The following is a 19,780-nucleotide window of genomic DNA, read 5'->3' as shown; positions in this document are numbered from 1 at the left end:
GGGCGATCATGCCCCCGTGTCGTCAAAAGGCTACCAGCCAAATATCCTGTCAGAACACTGAAGGTGCCTAAGTGAACTGCATTACGCTCCTGCGGGGTTTTTCGTTGGGGGAAGCGTTGCGGCGACATCGACGGTGATCCGCAGGAGAGGGGGCAGCGCCAGAGATCAGCGATGCAACTTGGTCGGCACAAGACGACGGCAGGCCAACCTCACCAAGCCACTCGTCGTAGTGATGGTTTAGGGCCAACAACAACTCGTCTGGCTGATCCATGCCGTTTTGGAACAACTCGATGATTTGTCGGCCAAGACGTTCCCTGGCCGGATCGCCCACTGCTATCCCGGCCTGACGGCAATAATCATCGACCACTGTGGCCAGTATTGAAAGCTGCTTTGAGTCATTGAACGTCATTATCGCTTCTCCCTTTGTTGGGCGAAAGCGTGGTGGTCTCTTCCACTCGCCGGCTTGCCGGGAAGGTGCAGGCGACCATCGATATATAGTGCCGGTTTGGTACATACGACTCAATTTGAACTCGTTGGCAGCCTTCATGACGATGAAGGCCGGACTGTTGATCAGGTTGTGCGCCCTGAGCAGACGATAGACCGAAGCCTCATCGACGCTCGCCGCCGCCGGTATCGGCGTCATGAAGTTCGAGCGGGCATACTTCACCATGCCCTCAACCTTTCCCTTGTCGTTCCCCTTGGCGGGAGCGCACTAGCCGAAGAAGCTCTTTGATCAGTGATCCCACAATATCTCCTGGAGCATTTCCTCGACCGAGTACGGCGAAATTCCAAGCTCTCCAAATCCCGGCATCTGCGGCGATGACACGGTGTCGACCTGCATCAGTTCCACTTGATTCCGAGTGACGGGCGGGCTCGGGAGCATTTCGGCGAACCAAGCCAGCGCGTGCCAAGCGGCAAATGGGATTGGAATCAGTTTGGGCCTAAGACCGACTTCGTGCGCAACGGCTCTGAGAAATTCCTTGTATGAGTAGACGCGAGGACCGCCGCACTCATACGTGATCGCATGCGTTTCCGTCCCCTGCAGCACTCTTGCGGTCGCCTCTGCCACATCGCCCACATAGGCCGGCTGCAATCTCGTCAGGCCGCGACCGAACATTGGATAGATTGGAAGCCGGCGGAGAAGTTTGAGGATAATGGTGAGAAACGCGTCATCCGGTCCGAACATCACCGCCGGGCGGATGATAGTGGCGTCAGCAAACGCTGCACGCACCACCAGTTCGCCTTCGCCGCGCTTGCGGATGTAGAGCGACGGCGAGGCAACATCGGAGCCGATTCCTGAAACGTGAGCGAGCCGTTCGACGCCAGCTCGGTGTGCTTGAGCTGCAACCCGCCGGGCTGACTCGACATGCACGGAATGAAAGGTCTCCTGTCCCTGTTCGACATAAAGACTGACCGCATTTACAACACCGTAGGAACCGGCAAGTGCATCGGCGATCGCCCGCTCATCGTGGATATCGGCTTCGACCGCTTGAAGTTGCGGATCGTCAGAACCAAACAGCTTCTTGGCCCGTTCCGGATGTCTTGATGCAATCCGAACGAAAAACTCACCATCGCGGAGATGCCGAACAACGCGGCGGCCGAGAAACCCGGTTCCACCGAACACGGTGACGACGCGATGGTTCATGGCAGCCATGGCTTAGACTCTGTCAGCTCATGTCGGCCGTCTCGACCCGGCGATTCAGGTCATGTGGGCGGCACGCCTACTGACCACTATCTATCACTTGGGCTACCTCGTACAGATTGGGATCGATCTCGTCCGTCAACTGATCGAAATGACCCCACTCCTTGCGGAATTCCGGCTACTGATGAGCCGATCGCAGCAGATCGCGATTCTGCCATTGGACGTAGTTGACGATGCGCCGCCCGTCGAGGCTGCGATGCAGGCTGATTGAGATGAAGCCAGGCTGGCGCGCCATAAAGCGCGCTCGCTCGGTCATGACGGACAATGCCTCGGCCTGCTTGTCCGGTTCAGAATCGACAATGGTGATTTGGGTGACGCGCTGATTGTCGGTTCGGATGTGTGGCATAAACGACCTCACTTGATTGGCAATGGATTTGCCGTGTCACCGCCGGCGGTCGAGGGGCCCGAGCGATCGAGCACCCAATCGATCTTGCTCGCCATGATGAAATCGTTCTCGTGCAGTCCTTTTATCTTCTTGGTGCTCAGGGAAACCGTCACATAACCCCAGCCGAAGCTGATGTCGGGGTGATGGCCTTCGGTTTCGGCGAGCTCACCGATCTCCTGAACAAGGGCGAGCGCGTCCCGGAAATTGCGGCATCGAAAGCTCCGCTGGATGCGGTGGGCATCGTCACCCAGCTCCCAATCTGGAGCCTGTGCCTGGAAACGTTGGGCTTCATCACGCGTGAGCGGCGGGACGCCGCCGCGACAAGGCGTACATGTTTTCTCGGCAAGAGTGTCGGTCATGTTCTTGTCTCCAAGACCATTTTTTAGCAGCAGAAACGACAGCGACGAGCGCCTATCGATCGATCTCCCCGAACACGATGTCGAGCGAACCGATGATCGTCGAGATATCGGCTTGCATGTGCCCGTGTCGCTGGCCTTCCGTCGTCCTGGCTATAGTTTCAGGCGCCGCTCAGTAGTCCATTCCACCCATTCCGCCCATACCTCCTGCCCCACCCACAGCGGGCGCATCCTTCTGCGGAATGTCCGCGATCATTGCTTCAGCGGTGATCAGGAGCGCGGCAATCGAGCCGGCATCCTGCAGGGCCGTCCGAACGACCTTGGCGGGGTCGACGATACCGGCCTTGATCATGTCGACGTAGAGTTCGGTCTGAGCATCGAAACCTTGATTGTGATCCTTGCTGTCCATGAGTTTCCCAACGACGATCGAGCCTTCGACGCCGGAATTCTCGGCGATCTGGCGGATCGGCGCCTCGAGCGCCCGCAGCACGATCGAAATGCCGGCATTCACATCGGCATTGGCGCCGGTCAGCCCGTTGAGGGCCGACCTAGCGCGCAGGAGTGCTACACCGCCGCCGGGAACGATGCCTTCTTCCACTGCGGCGCGCGTGGCGTTCAGCGCATCATCGATGCGGTCCTTCTTTTCCTTGACTTCCGTCTCGGTGGCGCCGCCGACGCGAATGACGGCAACGCCGCCGGCGAGTTTCGCCAGCCGCTCCTGCAGCTTTTCCTTGTCGTAGTCGGAGGTGGTTTCCTCGATCTGCCCCTTGATCTGGGAGATGCGCGCCTGGATGGTGGCCTTCTCGCCGGCACCGTCGATGATCGTGGTGGTGTCCTTCTCGATGAGGACGCGCTTGGCGCGGCCGAGCATGTCAATGGTGACGTTTTCGAGCTTGATGCCGAGGTCTTCGGAAATCATCTGGCCGGCGGTGAGCACCGCGATATCTTCCAGCATGGCCTTGCGGCGGTCGCCGAATCCCGGCGCTTTGACGGCCGCGACCTTCAGGCCGCCGCGCAATTTGTTGACCACCAGGGTCGCCAGCGCTTCGCCTTCGACGTCCTCGGAGATGATCAGCAGTGGCTTGCCGCTCTGCACCACCGCTTCGAGGATCGGCAGCATCGCCTGCAGATTGCCGAGCTTCTTTTCATGGATGAGGACGTAAGGGTCCTCCAGTTCGGCGCGCATCTTTTCGGCATTGGTGACGAAATAGGGCGAGAGATAGCCACGGTCGAATTGCATGCCTTCGACGACATCGAGTTCGGTCTCGGCGGTCTTGGCTTCCTCGACGGTGATCACGCCCTCATTGCCGACCTTGTTCATCGCCTTGGCGATCATGGCGCCGACCGACGCGTCGCCATTGGCGGCGATCGTACCAACCTGGGCGATCTCGTCCGAAGATTTGACTTTCCTGGCCCAGGCTTGAATGTCCTTCACCACGGCAGCCACAGCAAGATCGATGCCGCGCTTGAGATCCATCGGGTTCATGCCGGCGGCAACGAATTTGGCGCCCTCGCGCAGGATCGAAGCGGCCAGCACCGTGGCGGTGGTGGTGCCGTCACCGGCCAGGTCGTTGGTCTTCGAGGCCACTTCACGGACCATCTGCGCGCCCATGTTCTCGAACTTGTCGGCAAGCTCGATTTCCTTGGCGACGGCGACCCCGTCCTTGGTGATGCGCGGCGCGCCATAGGCCTTGTCGATGACGACGTTGCGGCCCTTGGGACCGAGCGTGACCTTCACCGCATTGTTGAGGATCTCGACACCGCGCAGCATGCGGTCGCGCGCATCGGTAGCGAATTTGATTTCCTTGGCAGACATGATTTTACGTCCAGTTCAGTCTAGAAATTAGCAGAGCGCAAATCGCCCGGTCAGGCGGCTTTCTTGGCCGCTTTGGTTTTCTCGACGATGCCCATAATGTCGCTCTCCTTCATGATCAGAAGGTCCTCGCCGTCAATCTTGACCTCGGTGCCGGACCACTTGCCGAACAAGATGAAGTCGCCGGCCTTGACGTCGAGCGGGATCAGCTTGCCGCTTTCGTCGCGCGCGCCCGGCCCGACGGCGATCACTTCGCCTTCCTGCGGCTTTTCCTTGGCGGTGTCGGGAATGATGATTCCGCCCTTGGATTTTTTGTCGCCTTCCGCCCGCCGAATGACGACGCGGTCGTGGAGTGGTCGGAATTTCATTGGGGTTCTTTCTGCCGCCGCACACTGAGCGACTGCAACACTACCGCGTCGATCACGACGAGGAATCGATTGAGGGGATCCTCCAGGCTTGCCTGGCGACGCGTCGGCGCGTTCATTCACCTGCCGGCAATCGCCCTGCTGAGTTCGGCGCAACAGATGGTGCAGCTCAGCCAGCAGACCTTGACGCCGCTCTCGAAAAGGACCTTGGATAATCATGACCGCACCATCCTTCATGCAACGCGGCCTCCCCGCTTGGGGAGCGCTTGCCTGCGCTACGGCGGAGGCTTTCCATGCGAGCCGCTTCAAAAATGTGCTGCGAAACGGCGCTGGCTTTATCCGACGAACGCCTCACGCAACCGAGAGAACATGCCGGGCTGTCTCCCGGTACGCACCGCACGGATGTGACGGGCGGCCGTTGCGGCGGTCACCGTTGCGCCGAAATGACAATAGCAGATGATCTCATGCAATTGCCTGTCGGTCAGCTCGAAGAACCGCTTCGCTTCGCCGTAGTTGTCGTTTTCCAACCCGGCGGCGCGCAGGACAGTATCCTCGAAAGCGACTGAGATCGGCGAGCCGTCGCCGCGCATGGCCCCGCGTGCTCTAACCGGCTGATACTCGGTCTGAGGCAGCGTCGAGAGGCGCCGGTCAGGGTTTCGTTCGAGGAGTTCCGCCCAGCGTTCAAGACGTTCGCTGCGCGACATGGCCTGGCGCGGGTAGGCCTGATCGATCTCGGCGACGATCTGCAGTTGCTCGATCGTCTGGTGCTTCATGTTGGCCTCCTATTCGGACAATAGTTGGTCCACCCATATCCTTCGTATGCCTGCAACCAGCGTGACTCCAACGGATCATGAAGTCCAATCACGATGATGCCTGAGGGCTTCGTTCACGCAGATGTGGAGGCTTCGCAAAGATCCGGCCATTAATTTGGCGAACGCGGTCAAATGCGCGGCTGCTCGACGATGTTGGTCTGGAGTCCGTGCCGATCGAGGTGACCGACGGGCAGAGTCTGTGCTGGAGTAGCCCGGCTCCATTGCTGGCCGGGCGGCGGGATCGAGGGAGTGGCAGTTTAGCTTCGAAACCGCCGAAGGCCGGGGCCGATGCGAGTTCTCCGCCCGGTCGTTGGGCCCTTGTGGCTCCAGTGTATGACTTCCGGCAGGACCTGGCGCCTGGCTACTCCGTAGGATCCCAGTTTGTCCGTGTCGAAACCACTATCGAAGTTACCCGGCCCGATGGCGGAGTGTTGCGGATTGCACGCGATCCAAGGACCGGTCCTCCAACAAATTGAGCGGAAGCCATCTCAAAAACGGTCCAGCCTGTGCGTCGTCAGGATGGTAGCCGAACCAGCGAGACAGCCAATCAGGTGTCCCTTCCTTCGACCTTTAGAGACTGATCAGTCAGCTGCCGCCAAGCCAGAATGACGATCGCTCTCACTGCTGCGGCGCTGGTATCGGTGTGCCGTCAAACCAACCAGCCGCATACGCAATCACGACCAATACCGCGATCACGGCTACCACGCCGTACGAGAGGCGCCTGTCCTTGAGATCCATCGTTACCTCCTGCCCGCTACGTGTTGACCACTCGGCGAATTCCTTGAGCCTTTGGCCGTCATTTCCCAGATGAGAGACCCATTGCCCTCGTAGGCACACAGTGGGCTGGATAAGGGTCTTTGAGAAGCGCGCAATACGACTGCGCCGGCATGATCGCCAGCGGCGCGACCGGCGAATGCAGGCGTGCTCGACGAGTAGCGTTGCGGCATGGATGTCAAAAGATCGGCGATGCCATCCAGCGCCCGTATGATCGATGCGGCGCGCGTTATCCTGATCTTCCAGCACGGCTCAGCGCAGCCGCACCCTCATTAGACCGTTTCGAGCCGACTGAACCGAACCGGGATGAGTTTCCGAGTCTTGAGTTGCCCTGCCGCATCCTTGTCGATGACAGTCAGCAACTGTACTTTTTCAGATCCCACAGGCAGAACCATGCGTCCCCCTGGCTTGAGCTGCTCAAGCAAAGCCGGCGGCGGCGTCCGTTCCACCGCCACGGTGACCAGGATCTTGTCGAATGGGGCGTGCTCAGGCCAGCCGCGAGACCCGTCTGCCTACATTGGAGGTGCCGAGACCCTGCAGGAGAGCCCCGGCATGGTTTGCGAATTCCTCGATGATTTCGACGCTCCAAACTTGCCCGGCGAGTTCCGCGAGGATTGCGGCTTGGTAGCCCAGGCCGGTGCCGATCTCCAGCACTGCCTCGTGCCGTTGGGGAGCAAGGAGATCGGTCATGAGAGCGACGATGAAGGGCTGCGAGACGGTCTTATCGAAGCCGATCGGCAGCGGCATGTCCTGATAGGCATAAGGCGCGACCGGGGCTGGAACGAAGAGATGCCGCGGCACCCGCCGCATCGCTGCCATTACCCGCTCATCAAGCGTCGCCTTGCCGAGTTCTTCGCTTGCAAGGTCGGCATGGATTGCAATCACCTCGACCATGTGCCTGCGTAGAACCGCGAGGTGCTCTTCGTTCATCGGCTTCATGACAGTGGGGCGTTCCTCAACCAGTCTGCTGCCTGATAGCCTTATACCCTGTTCGTCTTGTCACAGTAACCATGTCGTCGAGAACGCGGCTTCGGTTGGGGCGGGTTGTACCGCCCCGCTATTTCGTCGCCGTCCTTGGTGCTCTCCCGTCCCTCGCACCGGGGGTGGAACGGCGTGCGCATCAGAAGCTCGCCAGCCAGGCGACAACACCGGCATAGCGGATCGCCAGCCAGTTGAGCACCAATAGGCCGAAGGCCAGAACGACGCCGAACCCTGCGCTGTCGCTCACCGGCTCCTTCCCGTGCTGATCGTGCGTGATCTGGTGATTGAGGATGACCGAACCTGGGCGAGCCAGCAGCGCTATTCGCGCTGCTGGAGAGGCGAGGGCGAACGCCGGCACAGCTGGCGCGGCGCTTCCGTTGCATTTACGCCGCCTCCGGACCGTCACTACGGCGCTGTTTGGATGCGCGTTCCGGCCTCCGCTTCCGCCGAGGCCAGCAGTAGCGGCTCATTTCTCGAGCTTCCACGGACAACCGGAATAAGCTAAAAATCGCGACTCTGTCCGTAGTCGCCTATTGGCGCGACATGCGAGACCAAGCCGGTCTCGGGCGACCAAGCGTGGAGCGCAAAGCCCGGAGGCTCGAGGATAAATCGGATGGGCTGGCCGGGGCGAAGATCAAGCGCTAGCTGATGCGCCACTCCGGGCACAACGAAGCCGACCGTGCCGGCCCAGCGACGGGTGATGGCGCGATGGTGATGACCGGCGACCACGCATTCAATTTCAGGATGGCTTTCGACAAGCCCCGCGAATGCGCTGTCGGTTCGGCACATCGTCGCGTCCATCCCGCTGACACCGGTAACGAAGGGTGGGTGATGCATGAAGACCAGCGTCGGGCGACCGTCGCCTTCAACGAGACGATCGGCAAACCAAGCCGCTCGTGCTGCGCAGATAGCACCGCCGACCTTTCCCGGCACCACCGTGTCGAGGCCGATGAGCCGAACTGGAAAATCCTCGACAACGTAATGCAGAAAATCCTCAGCTTGGCGCAGATAGGGATAGGCCGCGGCGAGGCCGTCGCGCATCGTCTCGCGCCGGTCGTGATTGCCCGGAATGACGAATACCGGCATTGCCAGGCGGGACAAGATATCAACCACGAGAGCGTACTCGTCCAGACCCCCGCTATCGGCAAGATCGCCCGTGACGAGGACGCAATCGGGAACAGGGTCCAGGGCAGCGATCGTGGCAATGGCGCGCCGCGTCATGGCATTGGTGTCGATGCCAGCATATACCATTTGGCCAACGGGATGGACATGGAAGTCGCTAATCTGCGCAACGAGCATGGAAAGAAGTCCAAGTGGAGGGATAACCGGGGGTCGGTTGGCGCCCGTGCGGTGAATGGAGTGGCGCCGATGCGGATCGGTACCTTACCTGCTCCGAAGCCGTGAGCTTTCGGAGCCCTGCTATCTCATCGGAGCCTGAGTTTCCTGGCAAGGCGTTCGGCCCATCCTCGGGGGGAGACCGGTAATTTTGCTGGGGTAAATTCTGCCCCTTGATCGAGGTAATCCATTCGATCGTCGCGTCCATGACGAAAACGACCGTGTTGGATCGGACCTTGCTGCCAATCCCTGCAGACACTACCCCAGCAAAATTGCCGGTCTCACGATTTACATGTCCAAGGCAACAGCTCCGAGGCACGGCTTTCACCATTTGGCCACATCTGTAGCAGCCGAGGGCCACAACTAGGGATACTCTTTGTTGCCATCAAGATGATCCTCCTTCGAGCAAACGGGAACGGAAAGATCATGCGCATGCTGACGACAATCGCCGTCCTTTTGGCACTCGGAGTGGCGTCGCCAATTTACGCTCAATCCCCGGGCGCGCAACTTCCCCCAGATGTAACCCAGGCTGCTTGGTCACATCGAGAGTTTCCAGGCGCCGTCAGGACACAGAAGGAAGCCGAAAACAACTGAGCGCAAACTGAACCGCAATTGAGACACAACTGAAACACATCGACGCGCCGCGCGACATGCACGCGAAACGTTTTGGGGGGATGGTCGAGCCTCACCAGAAACCCCGGAGCGTAGCCGATGACACCCGACCAGATTCGACTTGTCCAGGATAGTTTCCACGAGGTCCTCCCGATACGCGTGGCCGCCGCCGCTCTGTTCTATGAGCGCCTGTTCGGGATCGACTCGGACCTTCGCGGCCTGTTTTTGGCGAGCGACATGCCTGGGCAAGGTGCAAAGCTGATGGCGAGCCTGGGGTTCGTCGTGCACGGACTGAACCATGCCAACACCATCCTCCCGACAGTGCGCGAACTCGCCAAGCGTCACGTCACCTACGGCGTCAAGGAGCATCATTACCCGATTCTCGGGCAAGCGCTCATCGACACGTTGGCGGCCGGCCGCGGCGCAGCCTTCACGCCGGCGGTCCGCGAGGCCTGGGAGGCAGCCTATGCGCTGCTGGCAAGTGTGATGATCGCCGCTGCCCGAGAGGATCAGCTCGCAGCGTGAGGCATCCGATGCCGGGACATATATTCGCGCTTTGAAACCTGACGCGCCGATGGCACAGCCACCGGCCGGGGTCGACGGTGGCTGTCAATTCCCTTGGTAGCGTACGCAGTCTAACGGACCCATTCCCTCGAATTCGACCATAATTCGACGGAGGCTCAAACGCTCACTTCCCTGGTTTTATCGCAACCTCCTCCCATCGACGGCGCGAATGGTCGCGTCGCGAGGATGGAGACAAAAATGACCACTATCGATCACGCAAACTATTCCGCCTCGAGAGACAGGCTCGACGCTATCGGCTTCGCCAAATCCGCGATCCGCCTGGCTTTTCTTGCACTAAAGGGGCGCAGCCAGCGAGCCGCGCTCCATGAGATGCCCGACTACCTGCTCAAGGACATCGGCATCGGCCGCTCTGAGATCAATCACGTCACGTCCATGCGATTTACAATTGCTAACAGCGCTCAAAGGGGTCGCTTGAACGCGAAATGATGCCGATCCGCATTGACCCGGGCCTGCTGAACAGGCTCGGCTCGACGGGCGCGAGAGGTTGTCCCGAAGTCGAGCCAGGCCTTCAAAACAAGAATTACTCAACAATCCCTGGCGATCCATCGCCGGGGATTTTTGTGTTTTGAACAAGGCCTGCACTTCTCGCACAAAGTCCGTTTCGCCGCGTGGGAACGGATGGATCAAAGCAAATTCCACGAACGCAACCACACTCGTTCAAACGCTGCATCATCATAAGGGAGCGGTCCGGCAAACTCGCCGCACCATCCACTTGGAGAGAAGACGATGCAACACACAACCAAAGTCTCAAGACCACCATTGAACGGCGTCGACACGCCGAACCTTCTTGCAACGATCAACTTTGTCGCCGGCCAGCCTGAACTGGCCAAGTTCCAGTTCCGCGCCCACAACGAGTGGGTCGAAGGCACTCACAGCAAGAGCGTCATGCTCGGCTTCCACGGCGCCGGCCAGGAACAGAAGCATGCCAAAGCCTATTACGCTGACAGCGACCACCCGACCGTGCTGTGTGGCGCCGATCACGGCCCCACCCCGGTCGAATGGCTGCTGCATGCGCTGGCGAGCTGCCTGATGTCGGGCGTCGCCAACATCGCCGCGGCGCGCGGCATCAAGCTGACCAAGGTGCGCTGCTCGGTCGATGGCGACATCGATCTGCGCGGCATCCTCGGGATTTCCGACGAGGTCCGAAACGGTTTTCAGAACATCACGGTGGCGTTCGAAATCGAGGGCGATGCGACGTCCGAGAAACTCCAGCAACTGGTCGAGCAGGCACGGGCACGGTCCGCGGTCTTCGACGTGCTGACGAACGGTGTTTCCGTTTCGGTCGGTGTCAAAACCATCCAGTGATCCACCCGGAAAGACGGTTCGGACGGGTGTCTGAACCGTCGTCCTCCAAAACTGATGGAAACAATATGGAACAGGCTGACGTTGTCATCGTCGGCGCTGGCCAGGCGGGCATCGCCTTGAGCCATTGCCTTCGAAAACGCGGGATCTCGCATGTCGTTCTGGAGCGCGGGCGCATTGGCGAACGGTGGCGGTCCTCGACATGGCGTTCGCTCCGCCTTTTGACGCCCAATTGGCTGAACGAGCTGCCAGGCTCCCCCTATCGTGGCTCCGAACCCGACGGCTACATGAGCCGCGACGCGTTTGTGGAAACCCTGGTTGGCTATGCCCATCAATCGCAAGCGCCGGTGCGCCCGCACGTCGATGTCTTGTCGTGCGAACAGGATGGGCAAGGCTTTAGGCTGCGGACGACCGCAGGCGACTGGTCGGCGAAAGTCGTCGTTGTGGCCACCGGCCATTGCGACGTGCCAAGCATGCCCTTCCCGCCGCATACCAGCGCGGACCAACCGATCAGCATCCATGCTTCGCAGTACCAAAGTCCCGACCAGCTTGCGTCGGGCGGCGTACTGGTTGTCGGCGCATCGTCGTCGGGCGTCCAGATAGCCGACGAGATACGACGCAGTGGCAGACGCGTAATCCTGTCCGTAGGGAAGCACACGCGTTTGCCGCGCATCTGGCGAGACAAGGATATCTTCTGGTGGCTCTACCATATGGGATTCATGTCCCAGCGGCTGGACGATTTGACAGATCCCGACAGCGCCAGACGACAGCCTTCACTTCAACTTGCCGGTCGGGCGGATCGCTCCAATGTCGATCTGGCGACCCTTCAGGGCATCGGAGTCGAACTCACCGGGCGGTTGAATGGCATCTCGAACGGGACAATTGGCTTTGCCGATGATCTCAAAGATAGCGTCACGGCGGCGGACGCCAAGCAGGAGCGGCTCCTTCGCCAGGTCGACCAGTTCGCGGGTCACAAATCCATGGCCTGCGCCCCCGCCCCGATCGAGGTGCCGACGAGCTGCCTTAAGCGCTTGTCGTTCGCGGACGGCATCATCGGCACCATTATATGGGCGACCGGCTACAGCCGCTCGTTTTCATGGCTGAAACTGCCGGCCTTCACCGCCGATGGCGAACTGTTCCACAAGGACGGGATAACAAACATCGCCGGCCTTTACGCGCTTGGCTTCCGCTTTCTGCGCAAGCGCGATTCCAATTTCATTGGAGGCGTTGGGCCGGACGCGCAAGCGATCGCCGACCATGTCTCACACTATCTCGGTCAGAGCGGCCTCAAGGCAGCATAAGGACATTCCGATGCTTTCCAACGTCGTCCCCGCACATTCTCACTACGACGCCATCATCGTCGGCGCGCGCTGCGCCGGAGCCTCGACGGCAATGCTGCTCTCCCGGGCAGGATTGCGGGTGCTGGCAGTCGACCGCCAGTCCTATGGATCTGACACGCTGTCTACACACGCGCTGATGCGACCAGCCGTCATCCAGCTCTCGCGCTGGGGCCTGCTCCAACCGCTGATTCAAAGCGGCGCGCCAGTGATCGGGTCTACCACTTTTCACTATGGCGAGCAGGAGGTCACGGTGCCCATACGGGCCGAGCCAAATATGCCGGGCTTGATCGCTCCACGCCGCACGGTGCTTGACCGCATGCTGGTCGACGCGGCACGCGCGGCGGGCGCGACGGTTCTACATGACACTGCGGTCCATGATCTCGTGTTCGACCCACATGGCCGTGTACGCGGCGTCACGTTCAGGGATGCCGCCGGCCAAACTCGCGAGATAAACGCCGATATCGTGGTTGGAGCAGACGGGCTCGGCTCGTTTATCGCTCGCAAGGTCGAGGCACGGACGCTGGTGCAGGGGCGGTGCTCGGTGGCACATGTCTTCGGCTACGCCCCCGCGCCGGCGTTCTCGGGATACCACTGGTATTTCGGCCGGAACCTATCCGGCGGCGTGATCCCGACGAATGACGGGCTTGCCTGTATCGTCGCATCCGTTCCGACCGAGCGGTTTGACGCGGAGTTCCGTTTCGATCTTTCCGCCGCACAGCTTGCCCTGGCAGCGCTGGCACCCGGATTGGGATCGCGGGTCCTCGGCAATGGTGGCAAACGTCTGAAGGCCTTCCGCGGCACACCAGGCCGATTGCGGCAGGCATACGGCCCTGGCTGGATGCTGGTCGGCGATGCCGGCTTCTTCCGCGATCCGCTGACCTCGCATGGTATTTCCGACGCCCTGCGTGATGCCGAAGGGGCCGCGACTGCAATCCTTTCCTATCGCGAGTCCGCATTGCGGGAGTTCCAGGAAATACGCGACAGCCTCGCACTGCCCATCCTTGAGACCACGGACGCCATCAGTGCCTTCGACTGGTCCCTCGAAGAGCTACCTGAACGCCACAAGCGCTTCAGCGAGGCGATGAAATCCGAGGTCGCTGTGCTCATGGCCCGGGCGGCGCGCGATCGCGAGGTCCCGCCTCTCCCGCAAGGACTACGGGCCTCGCAGGCAGAGGCAATCTGACACGCAAACCAAGGAGCAAGGCAATGCAAACAATCAAACCATCCGGATGGTCCGGAGTCCGGTTCGGACAACCAGAGGTCGGGGCCAGTGCAGAGCGAAGGCGCGTCACTCGGGCTAGCGACATCATAGCGTTCAGCGACATGACCGGCGACCGAAATCCACTCCACTACGATGGTACCCTTTCCGCCCGCACCGTGTTCGGCCGTCTCATAGTCCAGGGCGGTGTCACTTCCGGTCTTCTCAATGCTCTGGTCGCCGAGGACTTGCCGGGACCCGGCAGCGTCTTTCTTGGCGTCGAGTGGAAGTTCCTCAAGGCCGTCGGTATCGGCGAGGAGATCGTCGCGCGCGCGGAGGTGCTTAGCGTGCGGGAAGACAAGCCGATCTGCACGCTGTCAACCACCGTCGCAAACTCGGCAGGCGAGATTTGCCTGTCCGGCACGGCAACGACCTACACTGTGCCGCTCGATTAGCCGCCATAGGCTGCCGGGCGGCTCCGCATTTCCATGCTCTCCCACACGTTGTCTCCAACGGGCAGAGCGCATGTTCGAGAAACTTAGCGGAATGGTCCGCTGCAAACCAAGGAGCCAATTTATGAACATCTCATTCGGTATCTACGCAACCCCGCCATCCACTCTGTGGAAAGACATCCGCAAGGGTCCGCCTCTCGACGCAGTCCGGGAGCACCTGGACCGGGTGGTCAACTTCAGGCGCATTTGCGAGATCGATCGGAGGACATGGAGTTCAGATCGAATACACCGGCGGGCGTAAACACACGCCGGCCGTCGGTAGGCGTGGTGCGGAGCCACATGCTTCGTAGCTAATGTAAGGCCGACCATAGGGTGCTAGTGTGGCGCCAACCATACGGTTAGGACAACCGCATTGAGCTCGGCCTTCGAAGTAAGGGTCCTCGGCGACTTCACGGTACGCTGTGATGGCGAGCCCGTGACGCTAACGCAATCGCGCAAAACGCGGGCGTTGCTCGCCTATTTGGCCGTGCACCAAAAGCAGCAGCGCCGCGAGCGGCTTTGCGAGATGTTCTGGGACGTCCCTGATGATCCTCGGGGCGCGCTGCGTTGGAGCCTCTCGAGGCTGCGCCGGATTCTGAACGCCGACGGCGAGACAAGGCTTGCGGCCGACCGCAACACGGTTCAACTGAAGCCGGGATCTATTTGGCTCGACTACGACCTGATCAGGGGCCTGTCGGCCGATGCGGTTGGTTCGCTGTCCACCGAGCGTCTGGAAGCAATCGTCGCGGCTTTCGCCGGAACGTTCTTGTCGGATCTCTATCTGCCTCGCTGCCAGGCGTTCGAGGCTTGGCGCGTCTATTGTTCGAACGAGACCGAGATTCTGCACCTGAAGGCGCTACGCGCCCTGATCGATCGCCTGGGCGACGAGCCTGAGCGGGCGCTTCCCCACCTGCACACGCTGCAGTCACTTCTTCCGGACAATGATCTAGCAGACGAGATCGCCCGCATTAACGAGCGGGCCCGTGTTGCCGTCACCGCTCGCCCGATTGCAACTGGCACGACCGCCGGACTTGGTAGCCGGCCGTCAGCGGAACCTCTGGCGCCGGAGCCTGCGCGCGATCTCACACTGCTGCCTTCGACGAGGATCTCGTCAGGTAAGCAGCAGATACGCTACGTCAATGCCCGCGATGGCACTCGGATCGCCTATGCCATCAGCGGATCCGGGCCAGCGATCGTGCGTGCCTCGCACTGGATGTCCCATCTCGACTTCGATTGGGAAAGCCCGGTTTGGGGACATTGGATCGACGGCCTGTCCAGCGGCTTCACGCTTGTACGCTATGACGGGCGCCTGAACGGCCTTTCCGACACAGTCTGTGAAGATGTGTCTTTCGATGCATTCGTGGACGATCTCGAATGCGTCATAGAGGCCGTGGGCCTCGACCGTTTCGTCCTCCTTGGAATATCGCAAGGCTGTGCTCTCTCGGTCGAATACGCCATTCGCCATCCCGAGAAGGTCGCGGGTCTCTTGATTTGGGGAGGATATGTTCGTGGATGGCGAGCGCGCGGAAATGCGGCGGAGATCGTCAGACGCGAAGCAATCTCGGCGTTGATGCGCCAGGGCTGGGGTCAGGACGACCCATTGTTCCGCCAAATGTTCACCAACCTGTTTATACCGGGCGCCAATCGCGTGCAGATGGATTGGTTCAATGAGCTGCAGCGCCGGACGCTCACGCCGGAAAACGCGATGCGGTTGAGCTATGTCTTTGCCGACATTGACATATCGCGATCGCTTGAACGGCTGCATGTGCCAGCGCTCGTCCTGCATGCCAACGGCGACCTGGTCGCGCCTTTCTCGGAAGGTTTGGAGCTCGCGAGAACGATCCCCGGTGCCCGGTTCGTCGAACTGGACAGCGCCAATCACATCCTGCTTGCCGAGGAACCCGCGTTCCGCGACTTCCTCCTCGAAGCGTCGGCATTTGCGAACGAGGTGCTTCAGGCGCGAACGGCAGTTACGGTCGATCCGAGGACCCGGCGACAGGCAACGATCCTGTGCGCCGATTTCCGATATGCGGAACAGGTGATGGAGAGCCTGCCTCCCGACGTCGCGCTCGAGCGGGTCGATCCCTTCCTCATGCAGGCCACCGCACTCGTGCGCGACAACGGAGGAACGGTTCTGACGATTTCCGAGAACGAGCTCGTCGCGTCGTTTGGCGCGCCTGAGCCGCTCGAAGGACATGCTGCACTTGCCTGCCGGACCGCACTTGCGCTGCGCGAGCTCGCGCTCGGCCACGCTGATTGGATGACCGGCGTCCGTGCTGCACTGGACACAGGCATCGTGATCGTCGGCCCGGCACGCGATCAGGCTTCGGAGGTGCGCGGCGGACCGGTATCCGTGGCCCACACGCTGAGCCAGGCGCTGGGCCGCGACCTCGTCGTGGCAACCGCCAGGACCCGGGCATCGGCTGGCGGCTTCGTCGGCATGCAAGCGCTGGCAGTACCACTTCTGTCGGAATACCCGAAGGACCAACGGCTTTTTGAAGTGACAGAGATCAAGCGGGGCCGCTCGCGCTGGCAGTTGCGCGCCGAAACGCAACTGTCGCCCTTTGTCGGTCGCGAGATGCAGCTGCAGATTCTGAACAAGGCCTGGCATGACACGTCCGACGGCGAAGGCCAGACGATTTTCGTGGTCGGCGATCCCGGTCTCGGCAAGTCGCGCCTCACACATGAATTCGTTGGCGCCATCCCCCATGATGACGCCGAGAACCTGGAAGTCGGCGCGCTGGAAACGGACCTGCGCAGCGGCTTCGTCGTGCTTCGGAAACTGCTGCAGGCCCTGTTCGGCGTGGGCGATACCGAAGCGCCGGCGATCGCAATCGAAAAGGTGCTGGCCGCGCAAAGCGCGCGGGGATTCGACGAGCGGCTCCTCGATCCGATCATGGCAATCATGGAACTGCCCATTCAGAGCTCGAGTTGGGCCATTATTTCCGGCCAGGAACGGTCGCGGCGTATGCAGGAGGCAGCGGTTGGGCTTTTATTGTTCCTTGGTCGCAGGAAGCCCGTCGTTCTCCTGGTCGAGGATCTCCATTGGATAGACGCCGAGAGTGAGGGGGTCCTGGTGCGGCTGGCGCAGGTAGTTCCCACTGTTCGCTGCCTGCTTATCCTGACCTGTCGACCTGAATACGATCGCAGTGCCTTCGCCGCTGCAGGGACTTCCGAAATCCGCCTGCCGGCGCTCAACACGGCCGAAGCAGCAGCACTTCTTGACTGCCTGGTCGGCAGGGACCCTCAGCTCGAGCGGCTCTGCGGCGCAGTCTCGGACGCATGCAAAGGCAATGCATTGTTCCTGGAAGAGACCGTCCGCGCCCTCGCCGAGACCGGCAAGCTGGAAGGGCAGCCGGGCCGCTACCGGGCTTCGGCCGACGTTGACGAGATCGTCGTTTCGGCGAGTATCCAGACAATCGTCGACGCCCGGTTCGAACGTCTCGACAAGGATGCGAAGCGGGTCGCCGAGGTCGCCTCGATCTTCGGCGGAGAGATTCCGGTGCTTTTGCTACAAAAGATGGCGGCGCTGTCGAGCCTGCGCTTCGATGCCGCCCTACAGAATTTGAAGAAAGCCGATCTCCTGGTGGAGCTCCAGGTTTTTCCTGAGGCTTTCATCCGCTTCAAGCACGTCCTCATCCGAACCGCAGTGTCAGGACGTATCGTATCGTCCGCGCTCGTCGAGCTTCACAGGGCTGCGCTCGCCGAACTCAAGGTCTACTACGCGGACCGGCTTGAGGAGCACAGCGAACGCCTGGCCAGACACGCGCAACAAGCTCACCTCTGGGACGAAGCCGTTGGCTATCTTCTGATCTCTGCACGCAAGGCGATCAGGCGGTCGGCGCACGTCAGTGCACTTGAGCAGCTGGACCTTGGGGTCAGGCTGCTGAGGAGCAACGATGTCGCCGACGCCGATGAGCAAGAGATCGAGTTCCAGCTCGCGAGGGGCGTGGCCCTCATGGCGGCTCGCGGTTGGGGTGCGGCCGAGGTGCTCGCCGCGTTCGAGCGTGCCGAGGAGCTTTGCGGTAAGATCGGCGACCAGGCGCGTCTGTTCACGGCACTGCGCGGGAGAGCCCAATACTATATGCTCAGCGGCAAGCCGGCAGCGGCGCAGGAGCTGGCGTGCCGATGGGCTGGCATGGTTAAGGACGACAGTGATCCCGGTCTCGCGATCGAGACCGAGCACATGTTCTGGACAAACAATTTCTTCCTTGGGGAGACCGCGGCGGCCCAGAACCATGCGGAACGCGCCATCGGCCTCTACGACCCCGACCGCGATCATTATCTAACGTACAAGTACTCCGGTCATGACCCGGGCGTCTGCTGCCGTTGTTTCGCGGGGTTGTCAGCCTGGCTGGCCGGCGAGCCGGATAAGGCAAGGCTACGGTGCGAAGACGCAATCGGACTCGCCGGACGTTTCGAGCATCCGCTGAGCATGGCGCTTGCGTATTGGGGGACCAGCTACCTCCACATGTTCGCAGGCGACCCTGAGGCCGCGCTTCGGGCGGCGGAAAGCGAACTGCAGATCGCAGAGAAGTTCCAGCTTCCGCTCATTGTCGGCCAGGCCGCGTTCCAGGTTGGATGGGGGCAATTCCGGCTTGGAGAACGGGAGGCAGGCCTGCGCGGCATGGAGGAAGCCATATCTGCCATTCGCCGCACCGGCGCTGAAATGGGGCTACCCTATCTTATGGGCCTTTATGCCGAAGCGCTGGGCGACAGCGGCAGGCTGGACGGCGCCCGCAAGTCGGTTGAAGCTGCCCTCGAGCTGGGTCGCTGCAACGGAACCTATTTCCAGCTCGCCGAAATACTTAGGATCGAAGCCTGTATCCGCGAAAAGAGCGGTGGCGGACCTGACGAGATCGAGCAGATGCTCCACAAGGCCGCGAATGTCGCCACCCTGCAGCGTTCCGCGATTGGCCAACTCCGTATCGCGGTGGAACTTGCTCGCTGTCTTCGAAGGCGCGGAGAAGTCGACGAAGCGCGTGAACTTATCGCGCCTCACGGCGAGCTGATCGGCAAGCTCGACGACAGCCAGGATGGGCGCGCGGCGCGTGAGTTGTTCTAGCGAGCGTGGCTACGTGACGCGTGCCCAGCAACCATGCCGCCCGCCATTGCGGCTGAATGGGCGTTCTCTAGCCCGAACTCTCCAAGGCCGTGGACCCTGCACGTTTGGTGCACAGGTTTTGAGGCTGACTATTTCGATAGGTAGCGGTCACGGAATCTTTCGAACTTGAGCGGATCGTTCGCTTGGCGAACGCACCTGATTTCCAACTTGTATGTCCGTAATTGGCGCAACCACGATTGTTGGTGTCGGCTAACGGGAAGCGGCAGGGCCGATCTTAATGTCCGACATGGAGGCGCAAAGCGGAGCTGCATCATACCTCGACCACGGGGTCTCGTCCGCGCAATGGCTAGCCCTCTTCCAGCCCTGCGATGCGCAAGCCCTCGAGGATCGCTGCCATGCGCGATGGATCGTATTCCGGCTGTCCTGCCCTGATGCTGGCGATCGTAACGTCTGGAGCGAGCGTCCGGAACTTTGCCAGGTAGCGTCGTGCCTCATCCATTCGGCCGAGCTGCGCATTTGCGGCGATCAGCATCCAGTAAGTGGGGTCGAAGCCCGCGTTGACCGCTATTGACAGCTCCGCGGCTTTTAGCGCTTCGACATAGTTGCCGAGCGCCATGTGTGCATGCGCAATCGTGGTCATGGGCCACGGCGCCGTTGGGTCTCC

14 protein-coding genes and 6 pseudogenes are annotated in these 19,780 nt (G+C 61.0%); 8 read left to right on the top strand and 12 right to left on the bottom strand.

Annotated elements, in window-relative coordinates; translation table 11 throughout:
* Positions 1-523: 523 nt before the first annotated feature.
* The 7 genes and pseudogenes from NKH02_RS31860 to NKH02_RS31830 form a co-directional block, all read right to left on the bottom strand.
* Positions 524-706: pseudogene (locus NKH02_RS31860) on the bottom strand (hypothetical protein); the annotation flags it as partial.
* Between the two features lie 27 nt (positions 707-733).
* Complete coding sequence (locus NKH02_RS31855; protein WP_352883661.1) at positions 734-1,654, bottom strand: complex I NDUFA9 subunit family protein; 921 nt, start codon at positions 1,652-1,654, stop codon at positions 734-736.
* Between the two features lie 166 nt (positions 1,655-1,820).
* Positions 1,821-2,048, bottom strand: a complete 228-nt coding sequence (locus NKH02_RS31850; RefSeq protein ID WP_352871537.1) for an antibiotic biosynthesis monooxygenase family protein — start codon at positions 2,046-2,048, stop codon at positions 1,821-1,823.
* A gap of 8 nt (positions 2,049-2,056) precedes the next feature.
* Positions 2,057-2,446, bottom strand: coding sequence for a 4a-hydroxytetrahydrobiopterin dehydratase (locus NKH02_RS31845; RefSeq protein WP_352871539.1), 390 nt, complete (start codon positions 2,444-2,446; stop codon positions 2,057-2,059).
* Positions 2,447-2,498: 52 nt separating this feature from the next.
* Positions 2,499-2,570, bottom strand: a pseudogene (locus NKH02_RS31840) (hypothetical protein); the annotation flags it as partial.
* Positions 2,571-2,615: 45 nt separating this feature from the next.
* Positions 2,616-4,259, bottom strand: coding sequence for a chaperonin GroEL (groL, locus tag NKH02_RS31835; RefSeq protein WP_352871541.1), 1,644 nt, complete (start codon positions 4,257-4,259; stop codon positions 2,616-2,618).
* Positions 4,260-4,309: 50 nt separating this feature from the next.
* A complete protein-coding gene (locus tag NKH02_RS31830; RefSeq protein WP_352871542.1) occupies positions 4,310-4,624 on the bottom strand; it encodes a co-chaperone GroES in 315 nt (104 codons plus the stop codon).
* Between NKH02_RS31830 and NKH02_RS34630 the strand changes: the two are divergent.
* Positions 4,609-4,836, top strand: a pseudogene (locus tag NKH02_RS34630) (hypothetical protein). The gene NKH02_RS31830 and the pseudogene NKH02_RS34630 sit on opposite strands and share 16 nt — an antisense overlap.
* A gap of 120 nt (positions 4,837-4,956) precedes the next feature.
* On the opposite strand, the gene NKH02_RS31825 reads toward NKH02_RS34630, so the two are convergent.
* The 4 genes and pseudogenes from NKH02_RS31825 to NKH02_RS31815 form a co-directional block, all read right to left on the bottom strand.
* On the bottom strand, positions 4,957-5,394 hold the full coding sequence (locus NKH02_RS31825) for a hypothetical protein (protein ID WP_352883658.1): 438 nt from the start codon (positions 5,392-5,394) through the stop codon (positions 4,957-4,959).
* Positions 5,395-5,715: 321 nt separating this feature from the next.
* Positions 5,716-5,822: pseudogene (locus NKH02_RS34625) on the bottom strand (IS6 family transposase); the annotation flags it as partial.
* Between the two features lie 657 nt (positions 5,823-6,479).
* Positions 6,480-7,146: pseudogene (locus NKH02_RS31820) on the bottom strand (protein-L-isoaspartate(D-aspartate) O-methyltransferase).
* Positions 7,147-7,689: 543 nt separating this feature from the next.
* Positions 7,690-8,487, bottom strand: coding sequence for a phosphodiesterase (locus NKH02_RS31815; protein WP_352883656.1), 798 nt, complete (start codon positions 8,485-8,487; stop codon positions 7,690-7,692).
* Positions 8,488-9,234: 747 nt separating this feature from the next.
* Here NKH02_RS31815 and NKH02_RS31810 point away from each other — a divergent pair.
* The 7 genes from NKH02_RS31810 (at position 9,235) to NKH02_RS31780 (ending at position 19,116) form a co-directional block, all read left to right on the top strand.
* On the top strand, positions 9,235-9,660 hold the full coding sequence (locus NKH02_RS31810; RefSeq protein ID WP_352883655.1) for a globin family protein: 426 nt from the start codon (positions 9,235-9,237) through the stop codon (positions 9,658-9,660).
* 237 nt (positions 9,661-9,897) lie between these two features.
* Positions 9,898-10,146: a DUF1127 domain-containing protein gene (locus NKH02_RS31805; RefSeq protein WP_352883654.1), complete on the top strand. Its 249-nt coding sequence runs from the start codon at positions 9,898-9,900 to the stop codon at positions 10,144-10,146.
* Positions 10,147-10,446: 300 nt separating this feature from the next.
* Positions 10,447-11,025: an OsmC family protein gene (locus tag NKH02_RS31800; protein WP_352883651.1), complete on the top strand. Its 579-nt coding sequence runs from the start codon at positions 10,447-10,449 to the stop codon at positions 11,023-11,025.
* Positions 11,026-11,090: 65 nt separating this feature from the next.
* Complete coding sequence (locus NKH02_RS31795) at positions 11,091-12,323, top strand: flavin-containing monooxygenase (protein WP_352883650.1); 1,233 nt, start codon at positions 11,091-11,093, stop codon at positions 12,321-12,323.
* A 10-nt stretch (positions 12,324-12,333) separates the two neighbouring features.
* Positions 12,334-13,545 carry an NAD(P)/FAD-dependent oxidoreductase gene (locus NKH02_RS31790; RefSeq protein ID WP_352883647.1) on the top strand — a complete coding sequence of 404 codons (1,212 nt, stop codon included), beginning with the start codon at positions 12,334-12,336 and terminating at the stop codon, positions 13,543-13,545.
* Between the two features lie 23 nt (positions 13,546-13,568).
* Positions 13,569-14,015 (top strand): MaoC family dehydratase, encoded by a 447-nt coding sequence (locus tag NKH02_RS31785; protein WP_352883646.1) that lies wholly within the window; start codon positions 13,569-13,571, stop codon positions 14,013-14,015.
* A gap of 409 nt (positions 14,016-14,424) precedes the next feature.
* Positions 14,425-19,116 (top strand): alpha/beta fold hydrolase, encoded by a 4,692-nt coding sequence (locus NKH02_RS31780; protein WP_352883644.1) that lies wholly within the window; start codon positions 14,425-14,427, stop codon positions 19,114-19,116.
* 346 nt (positions 19,117-19,462) lie between these two features.
* Here the strand turns inward: NKH02_RS31780 and NKH02_RS31775 are convergent.
* Positions 19,463-19,780: pseudogene (locus NKH02_RS31775) on the bottom strand (transcriptional regulator); the annotation flags it as partial.

This window comes from Mesorhizobium sp. M1396 (assembly GCF_040317725.1).
In the GTDB taxonomy this organism is placed as follows: domain Bacteria; phylum Pseudomonadota; class Alphaproteobacteria; order Rhizobiales; family Rhizobiaceae; genus Mesorhizobium.
The sequence above is the reverse complement of the archived record's forward strand: the minus strand, read 5'-3'. Positions and strand labels throughout refer to the sequence as shown.